The 19526-nt window shown below is 65.3% G+C and carries 16 protein-coding genes; 9 read left to right on the top strand and 7 right to left on the bottom strand.

Going from position 1 to position 19526, the window contains the following annotated elements:
* Positions 1-19 precede the first annotated feature (19 nt).
* The 4 genes from infB to rimP form a co-directional block, all read right to left on the bottom strand.
* Positions 20-2578: a translation initiation factor IF-2 gene (infB, locus tag C7451_RS15860; protein ID WP_110299937.1), complete on the bottom strand. Its 2559-nt coding sequence runs from the start codon at positions 2576-2578 to the stop codon at positions 20-22.
* A gap of 93 nt (positions 2579-2671) precedes the next feature.
* A complete protein-coding gene (locus C7451_RS15855; protein WP_110299936.1) occupies positions 2672-3382 on the bottom strand; it encodes a DUF448 domain-containing protein in 711 nt (236 codons plus the stop codon).
* On the bottom strand, positions 3363-4988 hold the full coding sequence (nusA, locus tag C7451_RS15850; RefSeq protein WP_110299935.1) for a transcription termination factor NusA: 1626 nt from the start codon (positions 4986-4988) through the stop codon (positions 3363-3365). Before nusA ends, C7451_RS15855 begins: the two co-directional genes overlap by 20 nt.
* A 2-nt stretch (positions 4989-4990) precedes the next feature.
* The gene (gene rimP, locus C7451_RS15845) at positions 4991-5560 is read right to left on the bottom strand and encodes a ribosome maturation protein RimP (RefSeq protein ID WP_110299934.1); all 570 of its coding nucleotides are present in this window, start codon (positions 5558-5560) and stop codon (positions 4991-4993) included.
* Between the two features lie 328 nt (positions 5561-5888).
* Here rimP and C7451_RS15840 point away from each other — a divergent pair, with 328 nt between their 5' ends.
* The 3 genes from C7451_RS15840 to C7451_RS15830 all read left to right on the top strand — a co-directional run bounded on the left by C7451_RS15840 (position 5889) and on the right by C7451_RS15830 (position 8236).
* Complete coding sequence (locus tag C7451_RS15840) at positions 5889-6563, top strand: L,D-transpeptidase family protein (RefSeq protein ID WP_110299933.1); 675 nt, start codon at positions 5889-5891, stop codon at positions 6561-6563.
* A gap of 63 nt (positions 6564-6626) precedes the next feature.
* On the top strand, positions 6627-7799 hold the full coding sequence (locus tag C7451_RS15835; RefSeq protein ID WP_244181969.1) for an aspartyl/asparaginyl beta-hydroxylase domain-containing protein: 1173 nt from the start codon (positions 6627-6629) through the stop codon (positions 7797-7799).
* An 89-nt stretch (positions 7800-7888) separates the two neighbouring features.
* Entirely contained in the window at positions 7889-8236 is a 348-nt protein-coding gene (locus C7451_RS15830) for a GntR family transcriptional regulator (RefSeq protein ID WP_110299931.1), read from the top strand.
* A 3-nt stretch (positions 8237-8239) separates the two neighbouring features.
* On the opposite strand, the gene C7451_RS15825 is transcribed toward C7451_RS15830, so the two are convergent.
* The 3 genes from C7451_RS15825 to C7451_RS15815 are packed head-to-tail and all read right to left on the bottom strand — an operon-like array spanning position 8240 to position 12088.
* Entirely contained in the window at positions 8240-9574 is a 1335-nt protein-coding gene (locus tag C7451_RS15825; protein ID WP_110299930.1) for a dicarboxylate/amino acid:cation symporter, read from the bottom strand.
* A gap of 52 nt (positions 9575-9626) precedes the next feature.
* The gene (locus tag C7451_RS15820) at positions 9627-10823 is read right to left on the bottom strand and encodes a M24 family metallopeptidase (RefSeq protein ID WP_110299929.1); all 1197 of its coding nucleotides are present in this window, start codon (positions 10821-10823) and stop codon (positions 9627-9629) included.
* Entirely contained in the window at positions 10820-12088 is a 1269-nt protein-coding gene (locus tag C7451_RS15815; protein WP_110299928.1) for an NAD(P)/FAD-dependent oxidoreductase, read from the bottom strand. Before C7451_RS15815 ends, C7451_RS15820 begins: the two co-directional genes overlap by 4 nt.
* 65 nt (positions 12089-12153) lie before the next feature.
* On the opposite strand from C7451_RS15815, the gene C7451_RS15810 reads away from it, so the two are divergent.
* From C7451_RS15810 to C7451_RS15785, 6 genes are read left to right on the top strand one after another with little or no spacing between them, the layout of a single operon-like run.
* A complete protein-coding gene (locus C7451_RS15810) occupies positions 12154-13059 on the top strand; it encodes a dihydrodipicolinate synthase family protein (RefSeq protein WP_110299927.1) in 906 nt (301 codons plus the stop codon).
* A gap of 6 nt (positions 13060-13065) precedes the next feature.
* On the top strand, positions 13066-14064 hold the full coding sequence (locus C7451_RS15805; protein ID WP_110299926.1) for a 4-hydroxyproline epimerase: 999 nt from the start codon (positions 13066-13068) through the stop codon (positions 14062-14064).
* 7 nt (positions 14065-14071) lie between these two features.
* Complete coding sequence (locus C7451_RS15800) at positions 14072-14728, top strand: GntR family transcriptional regulator (RefSeq protein ID WP_110299925.1); 657 nt, start codon at positions 14072-14074, stop codon at positions 14726-14728.
* 53 nt (positions 14729-14781) lie between these two features.
* On the top strand, positions 14782-16206 hold the full coding sequence (locus C7451_RS15795; RefSeq protein WP_110299924.1) for an amino acid permease: 1425 nt from the start codon (positions 14782-14784) through the stop codon (positions 16204-16206).
* A 40-nt stretch (positions 16207-16246) separates the two neighbouring features.
* Entirely contained in the window at positions 16247-17884 is a 1638-nt protein-coding gene (locus tag C7451_RS15790) for an amidohydrolase family protein (RefSeq protein WP_110299923.1), read from the top strand.
* Positions 17881-19458 carry an aldehyde dehydrogenase (NADP(+)) gene (locus C7451_RS15785; RefSeq protein ID WP_110299922.1) on the top strand — a complete coding sequence of 526 codons (1578 nt, stop codon included), beginning with the start codon at positions 17881-17883 and terminating at the stop codon, positions 19456-19458. The genes C7451_RS15790 and C7451_RS15785 overlap by 4 nt, the downstream gene beginning before the upstream one ends.
* The last annotated feature ends 68 nt before the right edge of the window (positions 19459-19526 follow it).

Raw genomic sequence — 19526 nt, 5'->3', positions numbered from 1 at the left:
GGACGGCGGGGATCATGCCTTACAGCGTGCGATCGCGCATCTCGACGTCGAACGTCTCCAGGATATCGCCCGGCTTGATGTCGTTCGTATCCTGCAGCACGACGCCGCATTCCAGACCCGCGCGGACTTCGGCCACATCGTCCTTGAAGCGGCGCAGCGAAGCGATGACCGTCTTGCTGACGATGACATCGTCGCGCGTGATGCGCGCGTACAGGCCCTTGCGGATGAAGCCGTCGGTGACGAGCAGACCGGCTGCCTTGTCCTTCTTGCCTGCCGGGAAGATCTCCTTGATCTCCGCGCGGCCGACCACGGTCTCGATCCGCTCCGGACCCAGCACGCCCGCCATCTCGCCCTTGATGTCGTCGAGCAGGTCATAGATGATGTCGAAATACTTGAACCGCACGCCATCGCGTTCGGCCAGCGCGCGCGCCTGGGCATTGGCGCGGACGTTGAAGCCGATGATCGGCGCGTTCGAGGCCTTGGCCAAGGTCACGTCGGACTCAGTGATCGCACCCACGCCCGAATGCAGCACCCGGGCCTTGATGTCGTCGGTCGAGATCTTGTTGAGCGATCCGACAATGGCTTCCACCGAACCCTGCACGTCGCCCTTGACCAGCACCGGATATTCCTTGGCGCGGTTGGCCGACAGTGCCGAGAACATCGTGTCGATGCTCGCAGGCGCCATGGTCGTGCGCTTTTCCAGTGCCTTCTGGCGCCGGTAATCGGCGACCTCGCGGGCACGCTGCTCGTTTTCCACTACGGTCAGCTTGTCGCCTGCCGACGGCACGCCGGTCAGACCCAGCACCTCGACCGGGATCGACGGGCCGGCCTCGTTCACCTGCTTGCCCTTGTCGTTGATCAGCGCACGCACCTTGCCCGACTGTTCGCCGACGACGAACACGTCGCCGCGCTTCAGCGTGCCGCGCTGGACCAGCACGGTGGCGACGGGGCCGCGGCCCTTGTCGAGCTTGGCTTCGACCACCACGGCCTCGGCAGCACGATCGGGATTGGCCTTGAGCTCAAGCAGTTCGGCCTGAAGCAGGATCTTGTCGACCAGCTCGTCGAGGTTGATCTTCTTGAGCGCGGACACTTCCACATCCTGCACGTCGCCCGACATCGCTTCCACGATGACCTCGTGCTCGAGCAGGCGCTCGCGGATCTTCTGCGGGTTGGCGCTGTCCTTGTCGACCTTGTTGATCGCCACGATCATCGGCACGCCAGCGGCCTTGGTGTGGTTGATGGCCTCGATCGTCTGCGGCATCAGGCCGTCATCGGCCGCCACCACCAGAATGACGATATCGGTGACATTGGCACCGCGCGCGCGCATTTCGGTAAAGGCGGCATGGCCCGGCGTGTCGAGGAAGGTGATCTTGTCGCCCGACTTTACCTGCACCTGATAGGCGCCGATATGCTGGGTGATGCCGCCCGCCTCGCCCGCCACCACATCGGTGCCGCGCAGCGCGTCGAGCAGGCTGGTCTTGCCGTGATCGACATGGCCCATGATCGTGACCACCGGAGCGCGCGGCTTCAGCGTCTCTGCCGCATCGACATCGGCCTCGTGATCGATTTCCACGTCGGAATCGGACACGCGGGTGATCTTGTGGCCGAATTCCTCGACCAGCAGCTCGGCGGTATCCTGGTCGATCGTCTGGTTGACGGTGACCATCATGCCCATCTTGAACAGCGACTTGACCAGGTCCGCGCCCTTTTCCGCCATGCGGTTGGCGAGTTCCTGAACAGTGATCGCCTCGGGCACGACGACGTCGCGCACCTGCTTGGGCTGCGCATCGCGGCTCTGGCCGCCCATGTGCAGGCGGCGTTCCTTCTCACGCGCACGCTTGAGCGCTGCGAGGCTGCGCGCACGCGCGCCGCCATCGCCCTCGTTCAGCGCCTTGCTGACGGTCAGCTTGCCAGCCTGGCGGCGGTTGTCGACCACCTTGGTGCTGGCGGCCTTTTTCGGCTTGATCTCGGGACGCGGGGCAGGGGCCACGGGCGTGAACCGGCGTGGCGGCGGCGCAGCGCGCGTTTCCTCTGCGGGCTTGGCTGCTTCCTTGGCTGCGGGAGCAGCCTCGGTCTTGGCTTCGACCGGCTCGGCCGCTGGCGCCTGCTGGGCTTCGGCTGCAGGCACGGGCGTTTCGGCGGGAGCGGGCGCTGGCTCGGCAGCAGCCTGACGCGCTTCTTCGGCTTTGCGGCGCGCTTCCTCAGCGGCGCGCTGCCGCTCTTCGGTCTCGCGACGACGCGCTTCCTCGAGCGACGCCAGACGCGCCTCTTCGGCCTCGCGCAGCAGCTTTTCCTGCAGTTCGCGACGGCTCATCGCCGAAACCGGCTGCTGCGGACGCGGCGGTGGCGGCGGAGCGGCGGCCGGGGCAGGGTTGGGGGCCGGCGCAGGCGCGGGGGCCGGCGCAGCAGCGGGCGCTTCGCCCGGCTTGCCAACCAGCTTGCGGCGCTTGACCTCGACCACGACCTTGTTGGTGCGGCCATGGCTGAACGTCTGTTTGACTTCGCCAGCCTCGACAGAACGCTTCAGCCCCAGCGGCTTGCGACCCAGTGTCGGCTTGTTTTCGGTATCTTCACTCATCGAACAGACTCAATCCTCAATAAATTCTCACGTATGACGATGCGTCGAGCATCGCCGGTCCGCGCGGGGCAGATCCGCACACGCCAATGCGCGCTAGACTGCCTTGCCGGGGCCGGGCACGGCCCCCTCCCCTTTGAAATGCAGCAATCGGCCAAGAAACTGGTCAATGCGGGCGGCGGCGCGCTGATCGGTCAGCGCCACATGAACCGCGTTGTCGCGCCCCAATGCCACAGACAGGCGGGTGCGGTCTACAGGCAATACGATCCCGCGCTGGCCCGAGCCCTCGGCGTCGCTGCCGACGCGCCAGGCCTGATCGAGCTTGGCATTGCCATCGGGCGAGCTGTCGCTGGAATGGAGGAGCATCCACACCTTGCCGCGCCGCGCCGCTTCACCAATCCGGTCGGAGCCGGTCAGCAGCGTGCCCGAGCGCGCCTCCAGACCCAGCCGGTCGAGCAGCGCGCGGGTGAGCGCCTCCTCGATCATGCCGGGCAGGTCGTCGGGCACGACGATGGGACCTGTCTTGAAGGCACGCGCGAGCGCCGCCTTCATCCGGCCCCTGGCTATCGCGTCTTCCAGTTCTGGCCGGGTTACGCCGATCCAGGCGCCGCGCCCCGGGGCACGCGCTCGCACATCGGGCGCGACCTGGCCCTCAGGGCCGATCGCCAGCCGGATCAGTTCGCCACGCTCCGCCCGTTCGCCGCTGAGGATGCAGCGGCGGATCGGGCCATCCGCCTTGTCGGCGGCACTATCGGTGGCAACGTCGGTTAGAAGATCACCGGCCGTGTCATTGGGAAGTTTCCGCATGCGCGTCCTCCCCGTCTGCACTCGTGTCCTCGTCCTCGAACCAGTGCGCGCGTGCGGCCATGATGATCTCGTTGCCCTGCTCTTCGGTCAGGCCATAGGTGGCGAGAACGCCGCCCTTGTCCTCGGGCCGCTTGTTGGCATTGGCCGAATTGTCGCGGCGGCGCTGCTCGGTGCGCTTCTTGGCGATCAGCTCGTCGGTAGCGAGATCAGCCAGATCGTCGAGCGTCTTGATGCCCGCCTTGCCCAAAGTCACCAGCATGGCCTCGGTGAGGTGCGGCAGCTCGGCCAGCGCATCCTCGACGCCCAGACCGCGACGTTCCTCGCGCGATGCCTCTTCGCGGCGCTCGAGCGCTTCCTGCGCACGGCTCTGCAGCTCTTCGGCCAGTTCCTCGTCAAAGCCTTCGATGCTCGAAAGCTCTTCAGGCGAGACATAGGCGACTTCTTCCAGCTCGCTGAACCCTTCGGCGACCAGAAGCTGCGACAGCGTTTCGTCCACATCGAGCTCGTTCTGGAACATTTCCGAACGCTCGGTGAATTCCTTCTGGCGCTTCTCGCTCGATTCCGCCTCGGTCATGATGTCGATGGCAGAGCCGGTAAGCTGGCTGGCCAGGCGCACGTTCTGGCCGCGGCGACCGATGGCGAGCGACAGCTGATCGTCGGGAACGACAACCTCGATGCGGCTTTCTTCCTCGTCGATCACCACGCGGCTGACCGTTGCGGGCTGCAGTGCGTTGACGACAAAGGTCGCGGTGTCTTCCGACCAGGGGATGATGTCGATCTTCTCGCCCTGCATTTCCTGCACGACCGCCTGCACGCGGCTGCCCTTCATGCCGACGCACGCGCCGACCGGATCGATCGAGCTGTCATAGCTGATCACGCCGATCTTCGCGCGGCTGCCCGGATCGCGCGCCGCGGCCTTGATCTGGATGATGCCGTCGTAGATTTCCGGCACTTCCAGCTCGAACAGCTTGCGCATGAAATCGGGATGCGCGCGGCTCAGGAAGATCTGCGGACCACGGTTCTCGCGGCGGACGTTGAGGATGATCGCGCGGATGCGGTCGCCAACGCGGGCGACTTCGCGCGGGATCTGCTGTTCGCGGCGGATCACGCCTTCCGCACGGCCCAGGTTGACGATGACATGGCCGAACTCGACCGACTTGACGACACCGGTGATGATCTCGCCGACACGGTCCTTGAACTCGTCATACTGGCGCTCGCGCTCGGCATCGCGGACCTTCTGGAAGATCACCTGCTTGGCGGCCTGCGCGTCGATGCGGCCCAGGTCCACGGCCGGCAGCGGATCGACGATGAAGTCGCCGACGACGGCGCCCTTCTGCAGCTTTTCGGCCTGCTTGACATCGACCTGCTTGAAATAGTCCTCGACCGTCTCGACCACCTCGACAACGCGCCACAGGCGCAGGTCGCCGCTGACCGGATCGAGCTTGGCGCGGATGTCGTTCTCTGCGCCGTAACGGGCCCGCGCCGCGCGCTGGATCGCCTCTTCCATCGCTTCGAGCACGATGGCCTTGTCGATCATCTTTTCAGTCGCCACCGAGTTGGCGATGGCGAGAAGTTCAGCCTTGTTGGCAGAAATGGCGCTGGCCATGATCAGTCTTCCTGTTCTTCGAGGTCTGCGTTTTCGTCAATTTCTTCGATGTCGTCCACGCCGCTGGTATCGAGCGGGCGGGTGGCGGCAATCAGCTTGTTGGTCAGCATCAGCTTGGCGCTGATCACCTGGGTGAATGGCACGGTGACTTGGCCGACCTTCTTGTCCTGCACGGTGATCATCTCGCCTTCCAGCGACACAAGGTCGCCGGTCAGCTGCTTGCGGCCCTGCGCCGCCTCGGTCAGCACCAGCCGCGCCTCATGGCCCAGCCAGCTGCCATAATCCTTGAGCCGGGTAAGCGGCCGGTCGATTCCGGGCGAGCTGACCTCCAGCCGATAGGCACCGGGCACCGGGTCCTTGCCCGCTTCTTCCAGCGCGTCGAACACGTCCGAAATGCGCCGCGAGAGCGTGGCACAGTCGTCGATGTTGAGCTGGCCGGTCTCCGGCCGCTCGGCCATAATCTGCAGCGTGCGATCGTCGCCCGCGCCGAACAGGTGCACGCGCACGAGATCGAAGCCGAGCGCGCTGGCTTCGGGTTCGACAAGAGCGGCAACGGCGGCAAGATCGGTCAAGGAGGCGCTTCCTGGTGAAATGGCTCTGTCGGCAGGGCAGCAAAAGCTCGTTCGTGCCGGCCCTGTGAGGCGCCGGCCCGTCAAGTTTCAGCAACCATGTCGGGATGACTGGCCATATATTCCCGTGGTGCCCGAAAAGCAAGCCATATGTGTCCCCCCGTCAGCCGTGGGGCGGCGGTAACCTTGTGGCTTAACCTGGCTCGCCGCCATCGTCCCGGCGGGGGACGCCGCTTTTGCGCCACTGGCGATTCGGCAACATATTGGTTAGCGTTTCGTAAATGCCGCACCGATGCGGTGTTGGTGCAGCAGACGGCGGGAGCAGCGATCGATGAAATTGCCCAAGGCAAGGCAGATGGCAGGCGGCGGCATTCTGATGGGAATCGGTGTGCTGGTGGGAGCAATGCTGACCAGCGCTCCAGGCGATGCTGCGATCCGGCCACTAGCAAGCGCGGCGCTGCCGGGCTCGCAGGCGATCGCGGCTGCTCCGGCGCCGGTTCTGGCCAAGGCCGATGCGACTATCACCACGCCGCAGCAGGCGGGTTATGCGATCAAGAGCGTGCTGACCATCGATGGCCCGCTCGGCCATGGGAATTACTATTGGGACGAAAGCAACGCGCCCGCCACCGGACCGCTGCTGATCACCGTGGACCTCGAAGCGCAGACGCTGTCGGTCTTCCGCGACGGGCACGAGATCGGGGTCGCAGTCATCCTCTATGGCACCCCCGAAAAGCCGACTCCCCTGGGCGCCTTTCCGATCACGCAAAAGGATGCCGATCACGTCTCCAACCTTTACGACGCGCCGATGCCGTACATGATGCGGCTGACCAATGACGGCGTCGCGATCCATGGCAGCGATGTCGAATGGGGCTATGGCACGCGCGGCTGCATCGGCGTGCCGACGGCGTTCGCCAAGATGCTGTTCGAACAGGTCAAGCTCGGCGATGTGGTGATCATCACCAACGGCCAGCGCATCAACGTGGGCGATGCCGTTGCCGGCGTTTGAAAATAGAGGTCAGCCGTGTTTGCGTGGCTGGCCAATCCGGGAGTTGAGGGCTAGACCCGCCCAATGGAACGACATTTAGCTGACACGCTGGTCAATCAGGGCCGGGAGGCCATGCGTCGGCGGGATGCAGCCACTGCGCGCCTGTGTTTCGAGCAGGTGGTGCGCGATCCGCCCCCTGGCATTGCTCCGCCCTGGCTCCTGCTGTCGCAGGCATGCCAACTGGCCGGCGACCAGAGAGGTCAGGAACAGGCACTCGCGCAATTGCTGGAGCGGGATCCGCGCCATCTCGCGGGCTTGCTGCTGATGGGCGAGCTCAAGGCCAGCCTCGGCGATACTCGCGCTGCAACTTCGTTCTTCATGACGGGGGTCACCGTTGCCGACCAATCCGGCGCACCCGATACGATCCGCCCGCTGGTTGAAAAGGCGCGGAACTATCTCCAGCAGGCGAATGGCAGCTATGCCGAACATCTGAGCCGGCACCTTGCGGAACGTAATATAGTGCCCGGGCAGATTTCCGCGCGTGTCGACGAAGCGCTCGATCTGTTGCTGGGGCGGCGGCAGGTGTTCCTTCAGCAGCCGACCAGTTTCTATTTTCCTGCCTTGCCGCAGCGCCAGTTCTACGAGGCGCGGGAATTCGATTGGGCGGAAGGGTTTGAAGCGCTTGCGCCCGCCATGGTTGAGGAACTGGAAAATCTTCTGGATAACCGTGGACAGGGCTTTTCACCCTATTTGCGCACCGATCCGAATCGACCGGCAGCTGCCAATCCGCTTCGTGACGATCCCAGCTGGGGCGCTCATTTTCTTTGGGAAGATGGCAGCATCGTTGCCGATCATGCGGCGCTTGCGCCCGTGACGATGGAAGCGCTCGCCACCGCCCCGATGCCGGAAATTGCCGAGCGGTCGCCTATGGCGCTCTATTCGCTGTTGCGTCCAGGAACGCATATCCGCCCACATCACGGCATGCTCAACACCCGGCTGATCTGTCATCTGCCGTTGATCACCAATCCCGATTGCGCGATCCGGGTCGGGAACGAGACGCGACGCTGGCAGCATGGCAAGCTCCTGATCTTCGATGACAGTATCGAGCACGAGGCTTGGAACCGGGGCAGCGCGACCCGCATCATCCTGCTGTTCGAAATCTGGCGCCCAGAGATATCGCAGGATGAGCGCGCGGCCCTGACCACCATATTCGAATCCATTGCCGCTTTTGGTGGCATGCCGCGCGGGCAGGGATGAGGCACCTTGGCACGGGGCCGTGCTGCGCAAAAAAGCCCCGGATTGAATCCGCTTGACCTGCCACGCTGTATTATGGCAGTGAAGCAGTGATGGCAGATAACAGCAAACCCGTTTACCTCAAGCTTCGCGACATTATCGCCGCCTCGATTCTTGACGGCGAGTATGCGGAAGGTGACATGCTGCCTTCGGTCCGGGCCTTTGCTGCCGAACAACAGGCCAATCCGCTCACCGTCGCCAAGGCCTATCAGATGTTCCAGGATCAGGGGCTGGTCGAGGTTCAGCGCGGGGTCGGCATGTACGTTGCTGCTGGCGCTGTCGACAAGCTCCGCGCGATGGAGCGCGAGGATTTCCTCAAGCATGTCTGGCCGCCCGTGCTGCGCCAGATGCGCCGCATTGGCCTGTCCCCCGTTGCGTTGCTCGACGGAGAGAAGGCCTGACCCTCAGGGGTCTACCGCATCGTCCGGCAGATCCTCGACACGCGGCAGCCGGTCCGCCAGTGCGAGGTCGAACTGTTCCTTGTCGAGCCGCCCTTCCCATTTGGACACCACCACGGTCGCGACCGCATTGCCGATGAAATTGGTGAGACTGCGGCATTCGGACATGAAGCGGTCGATTCCGAGGATCAGCGCCATGCCCGCGACCGGCACCGACGGCACGATCGACAGCGTGGCCGCCAGGGTGATGAAGCCCGCCCCGGTCACTCCCGCCGCGCCCTTGGACGAGATCATCGCGACGCCCAGCAGCAGCAACTGCTCGCCCAGCGACAGTTCGACATTGCACGCTTGCGCGATGAACAGGGCAGCCAGTGTCATGTAGATATTGGTACCGTCGAGGTTGAAGCTGTAGCCCGTCGGCACGACCAGGCCCACGACCGTCTTGGGGCAGCCCGCGCGCTCCATCTTCTCGATCAGCGAGGGAAGCGCGCTTTCGGAGGAGGACGTGCCCAGCACCAGCAGCAGTTCGGCGCGCAGATAGACGATCAGCTTCAGGATCGAAAATCCGCAGGCCCAGCCGACCGCGCCCAGCACGACCAGCACGAACAGCAGCGATGTAAGATAGAAGGTCGCGACCAGCGCCGCCAGGTTGGCCAATGTGCCGATGCCATATTCGCCGATGGTAAAGGCCATGGCACCGAATGCCCCGACCGGCGCGACCTTCATCACCATGCCGACCAGCTTGAAGAAAGCGAACGATGCATCCTCCAGCAGCTCGAACAGCTTTGTGCCCTTGTCACCGATCATCGCCAGCGCAATGCCGAACAGGATCGAGACGAACAGCACCTGGAGCAGATTTCCGCTGCTCAGCGAGGCGAGAAAGGTGTCCGGCACGATGCTGCTGAGGAAGCCGGTGATGCTCGTTTCCTGCGCCTTGGCGGTATATTCGCTGACCTTGCCGGTATCGAGCGTCGCCGGATCGATGTTCAGCCCTGCGCCCGGCTGGACGACATTGGCGACAATCAGGCCGACGATCAGCGCCAGCGTCGAGAAAGTCAGGAAATATGCAAAGGCCTTGCCCGCGACGCGCCCGACGCTTGCCAAGTCGCGCATTCCGGCTATGCCGGTGACGATGGTCAGGAAGATGACCGGCGCGATCACCATCTTGACCAGCTTGATGAACACATCGCCCAGCGGCTTCATCGCCGCACCGGTCTCCGGCGCGAAATGCCCCAGCGCCACGCCTGCGACGATCGCGACCAGCACCTGCACATAGAGCTGCGCATACCAGCGGCGCGGCGCGCGGGTGGGAAGCGGCGAGGGAGAGGCGAGCGAAACCATGATAGCGGCCTAACACCGCTATCCGCCCGTTCCAACGATTATGGTTGCAAGCTCACCCGAACGGCGCGTCGATCGCGGTTTGCGGTTCGGTGAACCAGCGCGGGCCGGTGTCGGTCATGTAGAAATGGTCTTCCAGCCTTATCCCGAACCGGTCGGGAATGACGATCATCGGCTCGTTGGAAAAGCACATGCCGGTGGCAAGCGGGGTCGTGTCGCCGCGCACCAGATAGGCGGGTTCGTGGATCGACAGGCCGATGCCGTGGCCGGTGCGGTGCGGCAGGCCGGGCAGCGCGTAATCGGGGCCGAAGCCTGCAGCTTCGAGCACGCGGCGCGCGGCGGCATCGACGCTCTCGCAGGGCACACCGGGCTGGGCGGCGTCGAACGCGGCGGCTTGCGCGGCTTTCTCGAGGTCCCAGATGCGGCGCTGCTCGTCATCGGGTTTTCCGAACACATAGCTGCGCGTGATGTCCGAATGATAACCCTGCACCGTGGTGCCGGTATCGATCAGTACCACATCGCCTTCGCGCAGTTCCGGATCGCCGGGAAGGCCGTGCGGAAAGGCCGATCCGCGCCCGAACTGGACCATGCAGAACGTGCTGCCCGGCCCGCCCATCGCGCGGTGGGCGTCACCGATGAAGCGGATCACTTCGCTGGCCCTCATGCCTTCGCGTAAGGTCAGCGCGGCCCGGCGATGCGCCTCCAGCGTCATCGATTTGGCCTGCTGCATCAGCGCGATCTCGGCGGGCGATTTGTGCATCCGGCAGCCGTCGATCGCCGGCGCTCCGCTGGTCAGCGCAAGGCCCGGCGCGGACTTGGCGATATGATCGACGAACAGGAAGGGCAGCGCGGGGTCGATGGCCAGCGTATGCGCGCCCCAGGAACGGCAGGCATCGGAGACCAGCGCGGTCGGCGACTCATCTTCCTGCCACAGCCGGATCTCGACCTCGATCGCCAGTTCGGCTTCAAGCGAGCCCAGTTCGAAAAAGGGGGCGATCATCACCGGGTCGCCCGATACCGGGATCAGCAGCGCGACCAGCCGCTCGGTGCCACCCCAGGAAACGCCCGCGAAATAGCGCAGGCTTGGTCCCGCGCCGACGATCAGTGCATCCGCTCCGGCATCTCGGGTAAGCTTGCGCGCCTTTTCGATCCGCGTCAGCCGTTCGTTGTGCGTAATCGCGGAAGCAGGGCTCGCCCAAGGGCCAAGTCCTGCGAGTTGCTCGGCTGCGGTCGATCCGCCAATGCCTTTCATGTCTTCCCTCCGAAACGCGCCGGGTCGAAGGGCGCAAGGTCGATTGCCGGGGGCTGGTCAGCTGCGAGCGCGCCGATCAGCTCTCCCGTGATTGCCGCCAGCGTCATCCCCAGATGCTGATGTCCGAAGGCGTATAGCAGATTGGATGCGTACTGGCTGCGGCCGATGGCGGGCAGATAATCGGGAAGTGTCGGGCGCGCGCCCATCCAGGGCTCACCCGGTGGGTCGAAAGGCAGGCCGAGTTCCGCGACATGATGTCGCAACTTCTGCCATTTTGCCGGGTCAGGCGGCGCGGCGCGGGCGGCAAATTCGACAAAGCTCGCTGCGCGCAGGCCACCTGCGAAGCGGGTGACGATCATCGACCGATCCTCGAACGCGACCGGCGGCATGTCCTGCGGCCAGCGGCTGGCGGCTGACTGGATATGATAGCCGCGTTCCGCGATCAGCGGGATGCGGATACCCAGCGGACGCAGCAGTTCGGCAGAGGCTGCCCCGGCACACAGCAGAACATGGTCGGCGCGCAAAATGTCAGCGCCGCAGCGCACGGCTGCCTGGCCGCCCTCCATGGCGATGGCATCGGCGGCAGAGTGGCGAAACGCGCCCCCCTGGGTGCGGAACAGCGCCCGCAGGGCATCGGCGAGCGCGCCCAGATCGGCGATCTGGCCCGATCCTGCAAAACGTATTGCCGCCACGATTTCGCCCCGGCTCGCGAGATTGCGGATGTCGGCGAGCTCGCCCGCCGTCGCGTCGCGCACGGTCGCGGTGCCGAGATTGGTGTTCAGCCAGAAGGCCCTGCCGCGTGCGGCGGTGACAGCACTTTCCCAGGCGACGAAATGGCCGTCCTCGCGCAGAAGGTGACTTGCCCCGGCCATGTCGCACAGCCTGCGCCATGCCGGCATGGCCTCGGCCAGCAGCGTCGACAGGGCCGCCGTTCCGGAAGCAAACCGATCCGCTGAACTGGCCCGCAGCAGCTTGAGGGCAAAGGGCCCCCAGGTGACGATCTGCCCTATGGGAAGCGCGAGGGCACCGCGCGGATGGAGCATCGCCCAGGCGCTGCGGATCGTGGCGGCGGAGGCGAGCGGCTGCACCTGCTCGATCGCAATATGCCCGGCATTGCCCCACGAGGCGCCGCGCGGTGCCTCGAACGGCTCGATCAGCGTCACGGATGCTCCGGCGCGCTGCAGGGCAAGCGCGCTCGTCAGGCCCACCAGGCCACCGCCCACCACCAAAGCAGTCGAGCCGGAAAGGGAAGCAAAGTTTTTCATCTTGCGATGCCGATCATATATCGTATACGATTTTCATCGCAACCGGAGATTGATGCGTGACCAAGATGACCCGCAAGACGCTCTGGCAGGGGGTTTATCCTGCTGCCACCACCCAGTTTACCGAAAGCCTGGCCGTCGATCACGATGCCACGCAGCGGGTGCAGACGGCGCTGGTCGATGACGGGGTCGACGGGCTTATCCTTCTGGGCACGTGCGGTGAGAACAATTCGCTGGAATCCGACGAGAAGCTGGCGGTGCTCAAGGGTGCGGTCGAGGCCGTGGGGGGGCGGGTGCCGCTGGTTGCGGGCGTCTCCGAATTCACCACCAAGCGGGCTGTCGAATATGCAAGGGCGGCCGAAGCGATCGGCATCGATGCGCTGATGCTGCTGCCGTGCATGGTCTACGTCCCCCGGGTCGAGGAACTGTACACGCATTTCCGCACGGTGGCGGAGGCGACCAGCCTGCCGATCATGCTCTACAACAACCCGCCCGCCTATCGCGTCAACGTAGATTTCGACACGCTGGCGAAGCTCGAGAACGTGCCGAACATCGTCGCGATCAAGGAAAGCGCGCCCGATCCGCGCCGCTTCACCGATCTGATCAACCGCTTCGGCGATCGCTACACCGTGATGGCGGGGCTCGACGATGTCGCTCTCGAAGGGCTGATGCTGGGGGCATCGGGCTGGGTCTCGGGCCTGACCAGCGCCTTTCCGCGCGAATCGGTGGCCCTGGTCGCGGCGCAGCGGCGCGGCGATTATGCTGAGGCGCTGCGCATCTATCGCTGGTTCATGCCGCTGCTGCATCTCGATGCCGAGCACGATCTGGTCCAGTCGATCAAGCTGGCCGAACAGATCATGGGCCGCGGATCGGAGCGGGTGCGGATGCCACGCATGCCGCTGACCGGCCAGCGGCGCGCGGACGTTATCGCCTGGGTCGAGCAATGCGCCGCGACCCGGCCCGTTCCCGCCTGATCGCTGATGCGGCACACCTTCTTCTGCATCGACGGCCATACCGCAGGCAATCCGGTGCGCCTGGTCGCGGGCGGTGCGCCCCTGGTGCGCGGATCGTCCATGGCCGAGCGGCGGATGGACTTTATCGAGCGGTTCGACTGGATCCGCACCGGGCTGTGCTTCGAGCCGCGCGGGCATGACATGATGTCGGGCGGGTTCCTCTACCCGCCCACCCGGGCCGAAAACGATGTCGGCATATTGTTCATCGAAACCTCGGGCTGCCTGCCGATGTGCGGGCATGGCACGATCGGCATGATCACCTTCGGGCTGGAACACGGGCTGATCCAGCCGCGGACGCCGGGTCTGCTCAAGGTCGAGGTGCCTGCCGGCGACATCCGCATCGAATATGGTCAGGATGGCGACAAGGTCAGCTGGGTGCGCATCCGCAATGTGCCGTCGTTCGTCGCCGCTGAAGACGTGCGGATCGATGTGCCCGGCCTTGGCCCACTGTCGATCGATATTGCCTATGGCGGCAATTTCTACGCAATTGTCGAGCCGCAGGGAAATTACACCGGACTGGACGATCTGGGCGCGGCGCGGCTGGTGGAACATGCCCGCACGATCCGTGCGATGTTGCGCGAGACCATCGAGCCGGTCCATCCGCTCGACGACCGGATTCGCGGGGTCAGCCATGTGCTTTGGGCGGACAAGCCGAAAGGCGACGGCGCGGACGGGCGCAACGCGGTCTTCTATGGCGAGCGCGCCATCGACCGCTCGCCCTGCGGCACGGGCACCTCGGCGCGGCTGGCGCATCTGGCACACAAGGGCCGCTTGAAGACCGGCGACCGGTTCGTGCATGAAAGCTATATCGGCAGCCGCTTCATCGGTCGTGTCGAGGCAGCCGAAAATCTGGCCGGTGTTCCCGCCATCATTCCGTCGATCGAGGGCTCCGCTGTCGCCACCGGCTTCAATACCATCTGGATCGATGACAAAGACCCCTTTTGGGCTGGCTTCTCTGTGATATGAGGGGCCGATGAGCATCGGCATGCGCAACCCTTCGGAACAGCTGGTCGATCTGGTCCGGGACCGGATTCTGAACGGCAGTGTCGCGCCCGATCGCCCTATCCGCCAGGACGCGCTGGCCGCCGAAATGGGGGTGAGCAAGATTCCGCTGCGCGAGGCTCTGGCCCGGCTCGAGGAAGAGGGGCTGCTTGTTTCGCAGGCCAATCGCGGTTTCACCGTGCGGCCACTCGCCGCTGCAGAGGCGGAAGAGGTTTTCGCGCTGCGGCTGACGCTTGAGCCGGAGATGATTGCGCTCGCCGCGCGCCAGGCAGATGCCGCCGCCCAACAGGCTGCCACCGACCTGCTGGACCGACTCTACAGCCTGACCGACCGGCAGGGCGACGGTGTCGGTGCGTTCAACCGGGCGTTTCACCTGGCCCTGCTGCGCCCTGCCGGGCGTCCGGTAACCTATACCATCCTTGAGCGGCTGCATGTGCTTTCGGAGCGCTATGTCCGCAAGCATCTGGAACCATTGGGGCGCAACGAGCGCGCCAATGAGGAGCATCGCGAGCTGCTGGAAACCTGGCTGGCGCGCGATGAACGCAAGATCGCGGCGCTGGCGGTGGTGCATATCGGCAAGACGCTGGATGACCTGCGGCTGCAGCTGAGCACGGACGATAACCGATAACCGAAAGCTGCCGGGCAGGGAGCCTGTGCTGACAATGAAAAGGGACGCAATGCATGGGGATTCTGGGGCCGATCAAACCGATAGTGCAGGCGGCCGACGCCCCTGAAGGCAGCCGGTTGAAGCCGACATTGTCGTGGCCGCACCTGATTGCGCTCGGCGTCGGGGCGATCGTCGGCACCGGCATCTACACGCTGACCGGCGTGGGGGCAGAGCGCGCCGGGCCGGCGGTGATCCTGGCCTTCGCGATTGCAGGCGCGGTCTGCGCCTGCGCGGCGCTGGCCTATGCCGAGCTTGCGACGATGATCCCGACCGCAGGATCGGCCTATACCTATACCTATTCGGTGGTGGGCGAGACGCTCGCCTGGGTGGTCGGGTGGAGCCTGATCCTCGAATATTCGCTGGCCTGTTCGACCGTTGCGGTCGGCTGGTCCGGTTATCTGGTCGGCTGGCTGCAATCCGCCGGGGTCGAGCTGCCCGCGATGCTGCTCAGCGGGCCGCATGCGGGCGGCATCATCAACCTGCCGGCGGTGATCGTATCGCTCGCGATTGCCGGCATGCTGATGGCGGGCACGCGCGAGAGCGCGACGCTCAACATCATCCTCGTCATCATCAAGCTCGCCGCACTGACCGCTTTCGTCGCGCTGGCGCTGCCCGCGTTCGACAGTGCGAACTTCACCCCGTTCATGCCCTATGGCTTTGGCAGCACGGTGCAGGACGGATCGACCCGCGGGGTGATGGCCGCCGCGGCGATCGTGTTCTTCGCGTTCTACGGGTTCGATGCGGTGGCGACCTCGGCCGAAGAAGCGCGCAATCCGGGGCGCGACCTTACCATCGGCATCGTGGGGTCGATGGCGGTCTGCACGTTGATCTACATGGCCGTCGCGTTGTCCGCCGTCGGTGCAATGTCGTATCTGACGCTCGGCAATTCGCCCGAACCGCTGGCGCTGGTGCTGCGCACGCTGGGGCATCCGACCGCCTCCTATCTTGTCGCGCTCGCCGCGCTGATCGCGCTGCCGTCGGTGATCCTGGTGATGATGTACGGGCAGAGCCGCATCTTCTTCGTCATGGCGCGCGATGGACTGCTGCCGCCGGTGCTCTCGCGTGTCTCGCCCAAGACCGGCGCGCCGGTGCTGGTGACGGGGATTACCGGCGTGTTCGTCGCAGCCGTCGCAGGCTTCTTCCGGCTCGACGAGATTGCCGAGCTCGCCAATGCGGGGACGCTGCTCGCGTTCATCGCGGTGGGAGGCTGCCTGATGGTATTGCGCAAGCGCGCGCCGGAACTGAAGCGCGTGTTCAACTGCCCGCAGCCCTATCTGGTCGGTACGCTCGCGATCCTCGGCTGCCTTTATCTGCTTGCCAGCCTGCCGACGCAGACGCTGGTACGCTTTGCCTTGTGGAACGTGGCGGGCCTTGCCTTCTATTTCCTCTATAGCCGTTCGCGCAGCCAGGCGCTGCAGGAACAGCAGGCCGGAGTGTGACACAACAAGGGCCGCAAAGGCCCGCATCAGGGGAACGGGTATGAAGATCGGTCGGATTTTGCTGGCAGGCCTGTCGGCGCTGGCGCTGGCAGGCAGCGTTTCGGCGCAGGCTCTGGGCCAGGCAGAACAGCGTGAACTCGCCGATCCCATCCCGGCGCGCACGCTGGGTGAGGGCCCCTGGCCGCGCACCGTGCTGCGCAACGCCATCTATGTCGACGGCACCGGCGCGCCTGCGCAAGGCCCGGTCGATATCGTCATCGAGAACGACCGGATCGTGCAGATCGCCAGCATCGGCGCGCCCGGCGCGATCGACCAAGCGCGGCGGCCGCCAAAGGGCGAGAAGGAATATGACCTGACCGGCCATTATGTGCTGCCCGGCTTCGTCGATGCGCATGTCCATCTGCACACGCTGAGCGACGGGCAGGGCGTGCCGAGCGACTATGTGCTCAAGCTGTGGCTGGCGCACGGCATCACCACCGCACGCAATGTCGGCTCGTCCGAAATGTCGATCGAGCAGCAGGTGGCGATCAAGAACCGGCTGGCGCGCAACGAGATCACCGGACCCCGGCTCGATATCTATCCGATGTTCCAGCAGATTGGCCTGCCGATCCGCACGGCCGAACAGGGCCGCGCCGCGATCCGCGATGCCAAGCGGCGCGGGGCGGACGGCATCAAGTTCATCGGTGGCAGCGAGGCGGCCCTGCTCGCCGCGATCGACGAGACCAAGAAGCTGGGCATGCACTCGACGATGCACCATGCCCAAGGCGTGGTCGCCTATGCCAATGTGCTGCGCACCAGCGAGGCGGGGCTGGAATCAATGGAGCACTGGTACGGCCTGCCCGAGGCCATGTTCACCGACCGCAAGTTGCAGGACTGGCCGGGCGATTTCGTCAACACCGACGAGCAGATGCGTTTCGGCGAGGCCGGGCGCTTGTGGAAACAGGCGGCCAGGCCCGGTTCCGAGCGCTGGAACGAGGTGATGGAAACGCTGCTGCAGCGCGGCTTCACCATCGACCCGACCTTTACCGCCTATCTTGCCAGCCGCGACCTGATGCGGATGAACCGCGCGGTCTGGCATAACGAATACACAATGCCCGCGCTGTGGGACTGGTATCGTCCCAGCCGGATCAACCATGGCAGCTACTGGTTCGATTGGACCACCGAGCGCGAGATGGACTGGAAGGAGAATTTCCGCATCTGGATGACCTTCGTCAACGAATACAAGAACCGCGGCGGGCGCGTCACCGTCGGGTCGGACGCGGGCTATATCTACAACACCTATGGCTTCGGCTATATCCAGGAGATGGAATTGCTGCGCGAGGCCGGGTTCAGCCCGCTCGAGGTGATCCACAGCGCGACGCAACAGGGCGCGCAGCTGCTGGGCCATGATGCCGATATCGGCACGATCGAACCCGGCAAGAAGGCGGATCTGGTGATCGTCAAGGGCAACCCGATCGCGAACCTCAAGCTGCTGTTCGCGACCGGCACGCTCAAGCTCGACGATGCGACCGGCAAGGCGCAACGCGTCGGCGGTATCGCCTGGACGGTGAAGGACGGCATTTTCTACGAGGGCAAGGCGCTGCGTGCGGACATCCGCGCGATGGTGGCGCGCGCCAAGGCCGAGCGCGGACTGCCGCCCGGCTACATGACCATCGAACAGGAAGATCTGACACAGTGACACTGACAGGCCAGTTTTTCATCGCGGGCGAACGGCGCGGCGCCGGCGAAACGTTCCACGCCTATGATCCCGGCAAGGGCGCGAGTATCGAGGATATCGGCTTTTTCACATCAACCGAGCAGGATATCGCCGATGCCTGTGCCGCCGCCGAAGAAGCGGCGGTTGCCTATGCCAATCTGCCGCTGGAGCGCCGCGCGGTCTTTCTCGAAGCCATTGCGAGCGAGATCGAGGCATTGGGCGATGCGCTGCTGAGCCGCGCCTGCGCCGAATCCGGCCTGCCCTTGCCACGCATGACCGGCGAGCGTGGCCGCACCTGCGGCCAGCTGCGCCTGTTCGCCGCCGAGGTTCGCGACGGCCAGTGGCTCAAGCTGCGCATCGACCACGGCGATCCTCGGCGCACCCCGCCCAAGCCGGACCTCCGCCTGCGCATGATCCCGCTGGGGCCAGTCGCGGTATTTGGCGCGTCAAACTTCCCGCTCGCCTTTTCGACGGCGGGCGGAGACACCGCCTCGGCGCTGGCGGCAGGATGTCCGGTCGTGGTCAAGGGGCACCCCGCGCATCCCGGCACGGCGGAGCTGGTCGCAGGCGCGATCACGAAAGCCGCAGCCGACACCGGCATGCCCGCCGGCGTGTTCAGCCTGGTCACGGGCACCGGAAATGCCATCGGTGCGGCGCTGGTTGCCGATCCGCGCATCCAGGCGGTGGGCTTTACCGGATCGCGCAGCGGCGGCGAGGCGCTGATGAAGATCGCGGCCAGCCGTCCGCAGCCGATCCCGGTCTATGCCGAGATGTCGGCGATCAACCCTGTCATCCTCTTGCCGAACGCTCTGGCCAACCGAGGCAAGGCACTGGCAGCGGGTTATGTGGCGTCGCTGACCATGGGCTCGGGCCAGTTCTGCACCAATCCTGGCCTGGTGCTCGCGCTGGAAGGACCCGATCTGGACGCCTTTCTCGCCGAGGCGGGCGCACTGGTCGAGGCGCAGGCCCCGCAGACCATGCTCACCGCCGGAATTCATTCTGCGTACGAGAAGGGCAGCGCCGCGCTCGCCGCGACACCCGAAGTGATCACCGTTGCGCGCGGCATCCACCCGACCGGGCCGCACGAAGGCCGCACCGCGCTGTTCAGCGTCGCGGCGCGGGATTGGCTCGCCAAGCCGGACCTGCAGCACGAGGTGTTCGGGACGTCGTCGATCGTCGTGCGCTGCGCCGACCGCGCACAGTTGCTCGAAGTTTTGCGCGGCCTGGAGGGGCAGCTCACAGCGACGCTGCACATGGACGAGGCCGATAATGATGACGCCCGTGCGCTGCTGCCGGTGCTCGAGCGCAAGGTCGGGCGCATCCTCGCCAATGGCTGGCCGACCGGGGTCGAGGTCGGGCATGCCATCAACCATGGCGGGCCGTACCCTGCGACCTCGGACGGGCGCACGACCTCGGTCGGCACGCTGGCGGTCGATCGCTTCCTGCGCCCGGTCGCCTATCAGGACATGCCTGAGTCCTTGCTGCCCGAAGCGTTGCGCGAGGGCGGACAGCGCGGCATGATCACGCGGCTCGACGGGGCCTGGCACCTCTCCTGAGCGCAAAATATGGCCGGTGCGGTCCGATATGGGTTGCAATTCACAACGATGTAAGCAACCTTTCCTGC

The sequence above is a fragment of the Blastomonas natatoria genome (assembly GCF_003201955.1).
GTDB classification, from domain to species: Bacteria; Pseudomonadota; Alphaproteobacteria; order Sphingomonadales; family Sphingomonadaceae; genus Blastomonas; species Blastomonas natatoria.
This window is presented reverse-complemented; position numbering and strand designations above follow the sequence as displayed.

What these genes read in the sequence shown, in the direction of transcription:
- C7451_RS15840 (WP_110299933.1), top strand. Translation starts at nt 5,889, where the DNA reads ATGAAATTGCCCAAGGCAAGGCAGATGGCAGGCGGCGGCATTCTGATG.
- C7451_RS15835 (WP_244181969.1), top strand. Translation starts at nt 6,627, where the DNA reads ATGGAACGACATTTAGCTGACACGCTGGTCAATCAGGGCCGGGAGGCC.
- C7451_RS15820 (WP_110299929.1), bottom strand. Translation starts at nt 10,823, where the DNA reads ATGAAAGGCATTGGCGGATCGACCGCAGCCGAGCAACTCGCAGGACTT.
- C7451_RS15800 (WP_110299925.1), top strand. Translation starts at nt 14,072, where the DNA reads ATGAGCATCGGCATGCGCAACCCTTCGGAACAGCTGGTCGATCTGGTC.
- C7451_RS15790 (WP_110299923.1), top strand. Translation starts at nt 16,247, where the DNA reads ATGAAGATCGGTCGGATTTTGCTGGCAGGCCTGTCGGCGCTGGCGCTG.
- C7451_RS15855 (WP_110299936.1), bottom strand. Translation starts at nt 3,382, where the DNA reads ATGCGGAAACTTCCCAATGACACGGCCGGTGATCTTCTAACCGACGTT.
- infB (WP_110299937.1), bottom strand. Translation starts at nt 2,578, where the DNA reads ATGAGTGAAGATACCGAAAACAAGCCGACACTGGGTCGCAAGCCGCTG.
- C7451_RS15815 (WP_110299928.1), bottom strand. Translation starts at nt 12,088, where the DNA reads ATGAAAAACTTTGCTTCCCTTTCCGGCTCGACTGCTTTGGTGGTGGGC.
- C7451_RS15830 (WP_110299931.1), top strand. Translation starts at nt 7,889, where the DNA reads ATGGCAGATAACAGCAAACCCGTTTACCTCAAGCTTCGCGACATTATC.
- C7451_RS15805 (WP_110299926.1), top strand. Translation starts at nt 13,066, where the DNA reads ATGCGGCACACCTTCTTCTGCATCGACGGCCATACCGCAGGCAATCCG.
- C7451_RS15825 (WP_110299930.1), bottom strand. Translation starts at nt 9,574, where the DNA reads ATGGTTTCGCTCGCCTCTCCCTCGCCGCTTCCCACCCGCGCGCCGCGC.
- nusA (WP_110299935.1), bottom strand. Translation starts at nt 4,988, where the DNA reads ATGGCCAGCGCCATTTCTGCCAACAAGGCTGAACTTCTCGCCATCGCC.
- C7451_RS15795 (WP_110299924.1), top strand. Translation starts at nt 14,782, where the DNA reads ATGGGGATTCTGGGGCCGATCAAACCGATAGTGCAGGCGGCCGACGCC.
- C7451_RS15810 (WP_110299927.1), top strand. Translation starts at nt 12,154, where the DNA reads ATGACCCGCAAGACGCTCTGGCAGGGGGTTTATCCTGCTGCCACCACC.